This is a genomic window from Candidatus Chloroploca mongolica, from assembly GCF_004762035.2.
GTDB lineage: Bacteria > Chloroflexota > Chloroflexia > Chloroflexales > Chloroflexaceae > Chloroploca > Chloroploca mongolica.
This window is the reverse complement of the sequence record NZ_SIJK02000098.1, coordinates 1-10,287: the sequence shown is the minus strand read 5'-3', so window position 1 is coordinate 10,287 and position 10,287 is coordinate 1. Positions and strand designations below refer to the sequence as shown.

The 10,287-nt window shown below is 62.0% G+C and carries 6 protein-coding genes; all 6 read left to right on the top strand.

Features of this window, described 5'->3' with window-relative positions:
* Positions 1–261 precede the first annotated feature (261 nt).
* The 6 genes from alaS to EYB53_RS24070 all read left to right on the top strand — a co-directional run bounded on the left by alaS (position 262) and on the right by EYB53_RS24070 (position 9,758).
* The gene (alaS, locus tag EYB53_RS24095; protein WP_135481942.1) at positions 262–2,946 is read left to right on the top strand and encodes an alanine--tRNA ligase; all 2,685 of its coding nucleotides are present in this window, start codon (positions 262–264) and stop codon (positions 2,944–2,946) included.
* Between the two features lie 11 nt (positions 2,947–2,957).
* A complete protein-coding gene (locus tag EYB53_RS24090) occupies positions 2,958–5,003 on the top strand; it encodes a hypothetical protein (RefSeq protein ID WP_135481940.1) in 2,046 nt (681 codons plus the stop codon).
* A complete protein-coding gene (gene ruvX / locus EYB53_RS24085) occupies positions 5,004–5,435 on the top strand; it encodes a Holliday junction resolvase RuvX (RefSeq protein ID WP_135481938.1) in 432 nt (143 codons plus the stop codon). It abuts the gene before it with no gap.
* A 192-nt stretch (positions 5,436–5,627) separates the two neighbouring features.
* Positions 5,628–6,194: an RNA polymerase sigma factor gene (locus tag EYB53_RS24080; RefSeq protein WP_135481936.1), complete on the top strand. Its 567-nt coding sequence runs from the start codon at positions 5,628–5,630 to the stop codon at positions 6,192–6,194.
* A 148-nt stretch (positions 6,195–6,342) separates the two neighbouring features.
* On the top strand, positions 6,343–6,927 hold the full coding sequence (locus EYB53_RS24075) for an anti-sigma factor (RefSeq protein ID WP_135481934.1): 585 nt from the start codon (positions 6,343–6,345) through the stop codon (positions 6,925–6,927).
* Positions 6,928–6,992: 65 nt separating this feature from the next.
* On the top strand, positions 6,993–9,758 hold the full coding sequence (locus EYB53_RS24070) for a CHAT domain-containing protein (protein WP_135481932.1): 2,766 nt from the start codon (positions 6,993–6,995) through the stop codon (positions 9,756–9,758).
* Positions 9,759–10,287: the final 529 nt, after the last annotated feature.

The window sequence follows — 10,287 nt, the reverse complement described above, 5'->3', positions numbered from 1 at the left end:
GCCCGTACACCGGGCCCGGCCCCCGGCCCTGTAGGGGCACCCGCAAGGGGTGCCCGTACACCGGGCCCGGCCCCCGGCCCTGTAGGGGCACCCCTTGCGGGTGCCCTGATAGCGCGTATTTTTGCGTCCGGTTTCGTATGATGCCATCAGCCCTGGGTAGGTGTAGAGATAGAGTTGACGCCGTACGTATCAATCGGCTACAATAGCTTCTGATCTTCGCGTATGTATTCTGGTTCTTTCACCTGATGGTTACTGGCTGTTATGCAGAAGCTTACCTCTGCTCAGATCCGCGAACGCTATCTGAGTTTTTTTGCCCGTCACGACCATACCATTGTGCCCAGTTCGTCGCTGGTGGTTGCCGATGATCCGACGCTGCTCTTTGCGAATTCGGGCATGGTGCAGTTCAAGGATCTCTTTCTTGGTCTTGAACAGCGCCCCTATCGCCGGGCAGTGACAGCGCAGAAGTGTCTGCGCGTTTCGGGGAAACATAATGACCTCGAAGAGGTCGGGCCGTCGCCACGCCATCAAACCTTTTTTGAGATGCTGGGCAATTTTTCGTTTGGCGATTATTTTAAGGCCGAGGCGATTGCAATGGCCTGGAAGTTGCTGACTGAAGAGTTTGCGCTGCCCGTCGAGCGGCTCTGGTTTACGGTCTTTGAGGGCGATGACCAGGTGCCCCCCGATGAAGAGGCGGCGCGTCTCTGGATTGCCCAGGGGGCCGATCCCAGTCGTGTGCTGCGCTTTGGGCGCAGTGATAATTTCTGGGTGATGGGCGATACCGGTCCCTGTGGCCCCTGTTCCGAGATTACGATGTATATCGGTGATGATCTGAGCAAGATGCGCGCCGAGGGCGTCAATTCGGACGATCCCGATTATGTTGAAATCTGGAATAACGTCTTTATGCAGTACGACCGTGCAACGATGCAGCCCCTTCCCCGCCCTTCGGTTGATACCGGGATGGGCCTCGAGCGCATGGCAATGGTGCTCCAGGGCGTGCATTCCAATTATGAGACTGATGTGTTTCTGCCGATCATTGCGCAGATTATGGCTTCGCTCGGCAGCGATGAGGCCCACTATCGGGCCCATTTTGCACCGTACCGGGCGATCGCTGACCATGCCCGCGCGGTGGCGTTCTTGATTGCCGATGGGGTGCTGCCCGGCAATGCGGGTCGCTCGTATGTGTTGCGCCGGATTTTGCGCCGGGCAGCTTATCAGGGCCGCAGCATTGGCTTCGAGCGGCCCTTCCTCGCCGAGGTGATTGAGGTGGTCATTGCTCAGATGGGCAAGGCCTATCCCGACCTCCAGATGCGCCGCCAGTTTATTCTCGAGTCGGCTGATGCCGAAGAACGCCAGTTCTTGCGGACGCTGGCTAGTGGCCTGTCACGCCTCGAGACGGTGATTGCCCAGGTACGCGCCTCAGGTGGCACGGCGGTGCCAGGAGTTGATGCGTTTTTACTCAAAGATACGTATGGTTTTCCACTTGATTTGACCGAGAAAATCGCTATTGAAGCGGGGCTTCCGGTTGATGAGGCGGGCTATGCGGCGGCGATGAAAGAGCAACGCGAGCGCTCGCGTGCGGCGGCGAAGTTCACCCGCGGCGGCGATGCCGAGCTCTGGGCGGATCGGGCGTTGCCGACGACCCGCTTTGTCGGCTACGAGCAACTCGCCGCCGAGGCGCAGATCCTTGCCTTGATTAGCAATGGTGATGCCGTTGCACGGGTTAGCCTGGGCAACCCGGTGCAACTGGTGCTCGATCAGACGCCTTTTTATGCCGAGAGCGGCGGCCAGGTTGCCGATACCGGGACGCTGACGACGCCGACCGGGATCGTGCAGATCGAAGATACCCTGCGCCCCACCCCCGGGCTGGTTGTCCATTACGGCAAGGTGACAGCCGGCCATCTTGAGCTCGGGCAGACGTCGGTGGCTGCCGTTGATGCTTTGCGCCGGGCCGATATTCAGCGGAACCACACGGCGACCCATCTGCTGCACCGTGCGTTACGTGATGTGGTGGGGGAGCATGCCGCCCAGGCTGGTTCGCTGGTTGCCCCTGAACGCCTGCGTTTCGATTTTACCCATAATCGCGCCGTTGAGCCGACACAACTGCGCGAGATCGAGGCGCGCATCAATGCCTGGGTTCGCGCCGATGGCTGGGTTGGCTGGGAAGAGACGACCTATCAGGCCGCACTTGACCAGGGGGCGATTGCCCTCTTTGGTGAGAAATATGGCGAGACGGTGCGCATGGTGACGATTGAACGCGGCGATGGCTTGATCGATCAGATTGCCTCAACCGATAGCCGTGAGTTGTGCGGTGGTACCCATGTGCGCAGTACGGGCGAGCTGGGGTATGTGCGGTTGATTGGCGAAAGCAGCATTGGCAGTGGTTTGCGCCGGATCGAGGCCGTCAGTGGCCGTGCCGCCGAAGAGTGGGTCGAACAGCAGACCCAGATGCTCCGCGATCTCGCGGCTCGCCTCGGCGTCGCTCCGACGGCTTTGCCCGAGCGCCTCGATCAGCTGCTGAACGAGCATCGCCGCCAACAGCAGGTGCTCAATGTGCTGCGGGCCAAATTGACCAGTTCGTCCCTCGAAGGCTTGCTGGTGCAGGTGCGCCACGACGAGGGTGTGCCCACCCTGGTGGCCCATGTCGAGGCCGAGGATATTCCGCAACTCCGCACGATGGGTGATTGGCTGCGGAGCAAGATCGGTTCGGCGATTATTGTGCTTGGAACCATAATTGATGAGAAGCCGTTGTTTCTTGCGATGGTAACGCCTGATCTTGTGGCGCAAGGGTACCACGCAGGCAAGCTCGTCAAGGAACTCGCTACGGTGGTTGGTGGTGGTGGCGGCGGACGTCCCGAAATGGCCCAGGCAGGTGGCAAAGATCCCGAGCGCCTGTCTGACGCACTTCACCAGGTGCCCTCGCTGGTCGCAGCCCAGCGTAAGGGGTAAGGGGTTGGGTTATGTTGCTTGATATGCGTGAAACCCCACTGATCCTGGTGTTGCCTGATGAACCAGTGGCGCTGCTCTATGCGCGCATTCGGCAAACAGGCGCACCCCGGGTGCAGTTGCTGGTGCCCGAAGGGGGCACCGCCCTGCATGCTGACACTGAACTCGCTCAACTCGCCCGGCTCGCGGCTGATGATGGCCTCAGTCTGATGGTGATTAGCTCTGATACTGCGCTGCTCGCGGCAGCCCGTGCCGCTGGGTTTGAAACGATTGCAGTGCAAGGGGCCAGTGTGGTGGCCCCTCCATCGTCGGGTGCCGATCAAGCGTCGCGCCTTCTGGCGCCAAGCCCTGAGCAGGGGGCGGGCCTTGCTTCCCCTCCGCCAGAATCTGCTGCGCCACACCGGATCACCGATGAAGCGCCATCGAACCAGGTACGGGATGAGGATGCCGATTTTCTGGCGGCCCTCGATGACCTTGATCTGCTGCCGCCCGCACCAGGCGGTACGCTCGGTACGGTTGATGAGGCTGATGAAGTCGCCGCCGCAACCGCGAGTCTCAAGGCGGCGCTAACCGGTATTCCCCTGCCCCAGAGCGTTGTGAATGAGCTTCCCCCAGTTGAGCCGGTGCGCGATCTGCCGCCGCCTCGCGTTGAACCTACCCTCCCGCCACCCCGCTCGACACCCCCTCCCCCGCCTCCGCCAACCCGCCTTGGTCCGCCGACCCGTTCCAGGGCGACCTATGCAGCACCTGCTGAAACTGCACCACGCCCTGCCTCCGAGGCCGTGCCACCAGCACCGATCACTGCCCCGCCCTCACGCAGGGCACGTTCCTGGCCGATGATTGCGCTGACAACGCTGCTGCTCGCATTGCTGCTGCTGATCGCTGGGGTGTTGTTGCTCGGGAGCCGCGTGACGGTGGCGGTTTCACCGCCGCGTGTGGCTGAAACAACCGAAACAATTGTTGGGTTGCCGGTGCCGCTGGTTTTGCCCGGCAGTGGGGCGGCTACGGCGATTGAGGCCGAGGCTTTGCGGACAGATGTGGCCTTCAGTGTGAGCAATCAGGTCACGGAAGGCACGATGACGCCGTCGGGCACGGCGGGCGGGATGTTGACCATCTTCAATTCAAACAACCAGGCGATCCTTTTGCCGGCGGGCACCGAGTTTGTTGCCGTCAGAGGCGATGGGCAAGAGGTACCGTTCCTCAGTACGGTCGAGGTGCTGGTTCCGGGGGCAACAACAAGCGATACCGGGGCGCAGATTGTGACTAATCGGGGGCAGGCTTTTGTCAATGTGCTCGCTCGTTCGCCAGGTAGCGGCTCGAATGTTGATGGGAACCAGGTACGTCGCATTACGCCGCCTGGGGGCGTCAGTTTTACCGTCGGTTCAGGCGGCATTCTCGTTGATCATCCGCCGCTCACCGGTGGCACCGAGGAAGAGGTGCGCATCGTTCGTGATACCGATGTGCAGGCAAATCTTGGGCCAGCCCTTGAAGGGCTTGATGCCGAAGCCCGACGGCAACTGGAGGCGCTCGCTCGGGCGCGAAATCTCGTGCTTGAGCCTTCGACGATCCTGCCCCGACGGAGTGACCTTGAACAGTTGCAGGGCTTTGAGTATCTGGTACAACCGGCTGTAGGTCAGGTGGTTGATTCCGTCAATCCGACGTTTGTCTTGAATACGCAAGCCCAGTATAGCGCACTGGCAACCGCAAATGATCGCCCCCTCGAGTCGCAACTCGCGGTAGCCTTGACCGAACAGTTGCGCCAGGCTGGACAGTTGACGCCGGGTGATTGCCGCGCGCCTGTGGTGACGGCGTGGCGCTGGGATGGCGAGAGTTTGCTCGTTGACGGCGAGATTGGATCTGATACGACCAGCCCTGGATGTAGTGGCGAACTTGATGCCGTGACGCTCGATCAGATCCGCAATGCGATCCGTGGCAAATTACGCCAGGATGCCGCCCTTGCGCTCGATCAACTGGTTGCGCGTGGGGTCATTGGTGGCTATACCTTGCCCGATGTTGAACGACTGCCACGCTGGGATTGGCAGATCCAGATCGAGTCGTAGATGTACCTTGCCGAAGAACGGATTATCGGGTTGGATGTGGGCGAGCGGCGCATTGGCATTGCACTCAGCGATGCCTCGCGGATGCTCGCCTCGCCGCTGACGACGATTGCGGCACAGCCGCAGCCACAGGCCCTCGAACGCATTCGGCAACTCGTGCGTGAGTATGGCGTGATCGAACTGGTGGTCGGGTTGCCCCTTACCCTGCGGGGCGAAGTCGGACCACAGGCCGAACTGGTGCAGAAGTTTGCCACCCTGCTCGAAACAACCCTGGGCCTACCGGTTCGGCTCGTCGACGAACGGCTCACCACCGCTGCCGCTGACCAAATGCTCCGCGAACTGGGCGTCAAACCCGACAAACGCAAGCTCCAGATCGATCAGGTTGCCGCCTCGATTATCCTGCAAGATTACCTCGATCAACAGCGGACGAGCTAGGCGCAATACCTTGCAAATAAGGCGGCTATTTTGACGCAAAGGCGCAAAGGCGCAAAGGCGCAAAGGTTTTTGCGTAGGTGAGCGTAACCCTTCGCGTCTTCGCGTCTTCGCCTGAGCTTATTTGAAAAGTATTGGAGCTAAGCGTTTCCTTGGGAGTCACAGGCAGATGCTTGTAAGCTGGAGTGTTGGCTTATGGAACCAGATGATACGACCTTGATCGTGGCCTGTCGTGCCGGCGATCAAGGTGCGTGGGAGCAACTGATCCAGCGCTACCAACGCCTGATCTATGCGATTCCCCTGCGAGCGGGGTTGGGTGAGGATGCTGCCGCCGAAATCTTTCAGCGTACCTTTGTCATCCTGTTTGAAAAGCTTGATACCCTCACCCAGCCTGAACGCTTGCGCGCCTGGCTCGTGACCACGGCACGCCGCGAGTGCTGGGCTTATAGCCGAAGCGAGCAGCGGACTGAAGCCCTTCCACAAGACGATCCGGATAATCCAGGGATCGCAGAGCTCGCTGACCCGGGGCTGTTGCCCGACGAACTCATTGAGCAGATGGAACGTCAGCATATGGTACGGGAGGCGCTCGGTCGCCTTGATCCACGCTGCCGCACGCTGCTTGACCTGCTCTTCCTGCGCCCCGATCCTCCACCGTACGCCGAGCTTGCCGCCGCGCTCGGCACGACCGAGGGGAGCATTGGCCCGACACGGGCGCGTTGCCTACAGAAGCTGCGCGCGCAACTTGCGCAGCTTGATCGTTGAACGCAAAAAAGGCTCTGCTTGCTGGTATTTTAGCCTGTGGAAAACACTCTGTAAGGGTGTATGCATGATGCTGGGAAGCCTCCTGGTCATTTTGCCTCTGGCTATGGGATAATAGATGATGGAGCGGAGCAGGGGAAGGTAGAAGCCAATGGAAAAGCTTACGTACGAACAATTGGTTGACCTGGCCGAAGGCCGCCTAGAAGACGATCAGGCCATCACGCTCCGCCAGATCGTGGCGGCTGACCCGGACGCTCAGCGTGAACTGGCTTCACTGGAGGAACTGATCGGCCTGATGCGATCTGATACCAGTGTGGATGCTCCCGCGTATGTGCTTGCTCGTGCGCTACGCCTGATGCGTCCACCGACGCCAGCGGCGCAAGAGGGTATCGTGCAGCGCATTCTGGCCGTTTTGCGGGGTGATAGTCAACAGTTGCCGCTGGCGGCTGGCCTGCGCACGGGTCAAACAGTACGTAGTCTGGTCTATCATGCTGATGCGTGGGATCTGGATCTTCAAGTGACGCCGCAGAACGGGCGCTGGCAAATCCAGGGTCAGTTGCTTGGCCCTGAGCTAAACGGTGTGGTGCAGTTGGAGGGTGGCGTGGATGCGGTCACAGCGACGATCAACGAACTGGGCGAATTCAGTCTGCCACCCGTTGAGCATGGCGTCTACACCTTGCGCATTCAGGTTGATGGACATGAAATCGTTGTTAGCCCGCTGGAGCTTCTATCATAAGCCAGCCTGCACGCCAGACGCTTGTTGAGCTTCTGATCAACGCCCCGGCTGAAGCACACGCCGCGTTGCTGAGGGAACATGCCGCCCAGGATAGCCTGGAACTGGCCTATGCGTTGCAGGATGCCTGTTATGCTGCCTGGAATACCGACCGGGTACGGACGCTGAATGCGGCAGCGGCCCTGGCTACCCTGGCAGAACAGACCGCTGACCCCGACATTGCGGCCCTGGCTGCCTGGGCTGCCGGCATCGCTGCGCTGGCTGAAGGACGGATGGAACAGGCGATCACGGCCCTCGATGCGGCAGCGGCACAGTTTCGGCAACGCGGGCACCTCCACCTCGCGGCCAATACCCAGGTCGGCAAGTTGATGGCACTGGCAATGCTCGGGCGCTACGCTGAGGCGCTGACGTGTGGCGAAGACGCTCGGACGGTCTTGATCGCGCACGGCGATCTAGTGGCGGCGGGCCGCATCGAGCTCAACCTGGGCCATATCGCATTCCGCCGCGATCAGTATCCCGAGGCTGAAGCCTACTACCGCAGCGCGTATGCCCGGCTCAGCCATGTTGATGACCCAGCACTGCTGGCGCGCTGCGAGAGTGGCCTGGCTGATGTGCTGGCCCGACGGAGCCACCTCGACGCGGCGCGCACCCTCTACGCGCAGGCACTTGCTCGTGGCGAGGCGGCCGGGCTGACGGTGGTGCAGGCAGAGGCCGAGTGCAACCTGGGCAATCTGGCGCTGGCGCAAGGGCGCTACGGTGAGGCGCTCGCGTATCTCGAGCGCTCGCGGCGTCGCTATGCCGCGCTCGGGCTACCACACGAGTCGGCGTACGCTGACCTGGAACTGGCCGAAGCGTATCTCGAATTGAACCTCGCCCCCGAAGCCGCGGCGATCTTTGCTCGTGTGATCCCGGTCTTTGCCGAACTGGAGATGCATGCTGAACACGCTTGGACCCTGGCGCACGCAGGGCAGAGTGCGCTGTTGCTGGGGGATCACGCAACGGCGCGAGCGCATTTTGACGCTGCCGAGCAACTCTTCACGACAGAAGGTAATACGGTGAGCGCAGCCCTGGTCGCGCTGTTTGAGGCGCAGTTGCACTACCGTGAGCAGCAATTTGCTGCGGCTGCCTCGTGCGCTGCGGCTGCCGAGGCGCGTTTTCGTGCCGCCGATAATCAGGGGCGAGCGCTGGTGGCCGCCTGGTTGCACGCCGAGGCGCTGCATGCCGCCGGGGATGATCAAGCGGCGGAGGGCTTGCTCCGCGAGGCCATGCAGATCGCTGAGGCGCGTCGTGTGCCGCAGGTTGCGCTGCGCTGCGCAACGACCCTGGGGCGCATTGCGGCGACACGGGGCGATCTTGCCGCAGCAGAACACCTGCTGACCCAGGCAGTCCAGATGATTGAGCAGTTGCGTACCCCACTGCCCGCTGAAGAGTTTCGCACCGCTTTTCTTGCTGACAAACTCTCGCCCTTCGCCGAACTGGCGCGCCTCTGCCTGACCAGCAATCGTGTGGCCGAGGCCTTTACCTATGTTGAACAGGCCCGCTCACGCGCCCTGATCGAACTGCTGGGGAGTCCGCTCGAGCAGCGTCCTGCCCCCTATGATGCCTTTGAAGCTGAACAATTAGCGCGTCTCACCACACTGCGCCAAGAGTTGAACTGGTGCTACCAACGCCTCAGTCGGGCAATGGAGGGGGCACCTGCGGATCTGGATACGGTGCAGACGTTCCAGGTAGCAGCCCAGGAGCGTGAACAGGCGATCCTTGAGGTGACGCGGCAGATCCAGCAGCGCGGTGGTGGTGCCATCTTTGCTGGCCCGACGCTCGATCTGAACGCCCTTCAGGCTGAGCTTGGCACAACGACGGTGCTGGTGGCCTTCTACAGCTTTGATGATGAGTTAGTTGCCTTCGTTGTCACCGACCAGGGCGTCAGCGTGGTGCGTGCGCTTGCGTCTGAAGTGGAGGTAGCGGCCCTCGTCAACCGCTTACGCTTCCAGACTGATGCACTACGGCGGGTAGCCGGGCGCAACCCAAACCACCAGGCGCAGTTGTTGCGCCGTGCCCAGCACTATCTCGGCCAACTCTACAATGTACTCCTGCGCCCTCTAGAGCAGGCGATCGGTGCGCGCCGCCTGGTCGTCGTGCCGCACCGAACGCTGCACTACGTGCCCTTCCACGCGCTCTACGATGGTAGGCAATATGTCCTGGAACAGCGCGAAGTTGTCGCGGTACCGAGTGCGGCAGTCCTCCAGCATTGCGTGCGCCGTCCCGTCCCCAATCACGAGCGCGCCCTCTTTATAGGTGTTCCCGATGCCCTGGCCCCCAGTGTTCGCGACGAAATCCTGGCGGTGGCCCCCCAATGGCCCGATCAGGTCACGCTGCTGGATCAGGAAGCGACGCTGAGCGCACTGCGGCGTCATGCTCCCGAGGCAGCCATTCTGCACCTGGCCTGCCACGGACAATTCCGCCCCGACAGCCCGCTCTTTTCCGCCCTCCGCCTAGCTGACGGCTGGTTAACCGTGCGCGATGCCTACGAGCTCGCGCTGCACTGCAAACTAGTTGTGCTGAGTGCCTGTGAAACCGGGGTCAGTGCCATTGCACCCGGAGACGAACTCATCGGCCTGGCACGAGGCTTCTTTGCCGCTGGCGCACCAGCGATGGTAGTCAGTCTCTGGACAGTAGATGATGCAACGACAGCAGCGTTGATGACGAGTTTCTACGATGGCTTGCGTCTCGGCCTTGCGCCAGCAGCGGCCCTCAGGCAAGCGCAACGAGCGTTGCTCGAACACCACGCACACCCCTTCTTCTGGGCCCCCTTTGTACTCATGGGGCGCTGGTGACGTACGGCCGAAGCACCCGCCCCACGCGCCCCTGGAACACCACGCGCCCCCCCACGCGGGTGCTTCGGCCCCACCCGCCCCACGCCCACCCCTTTTGGGTAGGTTTTTTATCCACGGGCCGAGGGAGCGTCATAGCGTTGGCTTGTTTCGCCTTAGGTCGGCGGTGTCGTTGGCCAGGGTTCGGGGGACATACGTCATATGAAAAACCTACCCCCAAAAAGGGCGGACGGGGGGCCAGAGGCGCACGGCGGACGGAGAGCCAGAGGCGCACGGCGGACGGCGGGCCAGAGGCGCACGGCGGGGGCCAACGCCCGCCATGTCATTCCGAACGCAGTGAGGAATCTTCGCTGCAGCGCATGGAAGACCCCTCGCTGCGCTCGGGGTGACAAGGAGGGCGCTCGGCGTGACAAGGCGGGCGCTCGGCGTGACAAGGCGGGCGCTCGGGGTGACAGGGCGGGCGCGGCGGGGTGACAAGGCGGGCGCGGCGGGGTGACAGGGAGAGCACGGCGGGGTGACAGGGAGAGCACGG

Excerpts from the sequence above, each read along its gene's own strand:
- ruvX (WP_135481938.1), top strand. The coding sequence starts at position 5,004 with ATGTACCTTGCCGAAGAACGGATTATCGGGTTGGATGTGGGCGAGCGG.
- EYB53_RS24090 (WP_135481940.1), top strand. The coding sequence starts at position 2,958 with ATGTTGCTTGATATGCGTGAAACCCCACTGATCCTGGTGTTGCCTGAT.
- EYB53_RS24075 (WP_135481934.1), top strand. The coding sequence starts at position 6,343 with ATGGAAAAGCTTACGTACGAACAATTGGTTGACCTGGCCGAAGGCCGC.
- EYB53_RS24080 (WP_135481936.1), top strand. The coding sequence starts at position 5,628 with ATGGAACCAGATGATACGACCTTGATCGTGGCCTGTCGTGCCGGCGAT.
- alaS (WP_135481942.1), top strand. The coding sequence starts at position 262 with ATGCAGAAGCTTACCTCTGCTCAGATCCGCGAACGCTATCTGAGTTTT.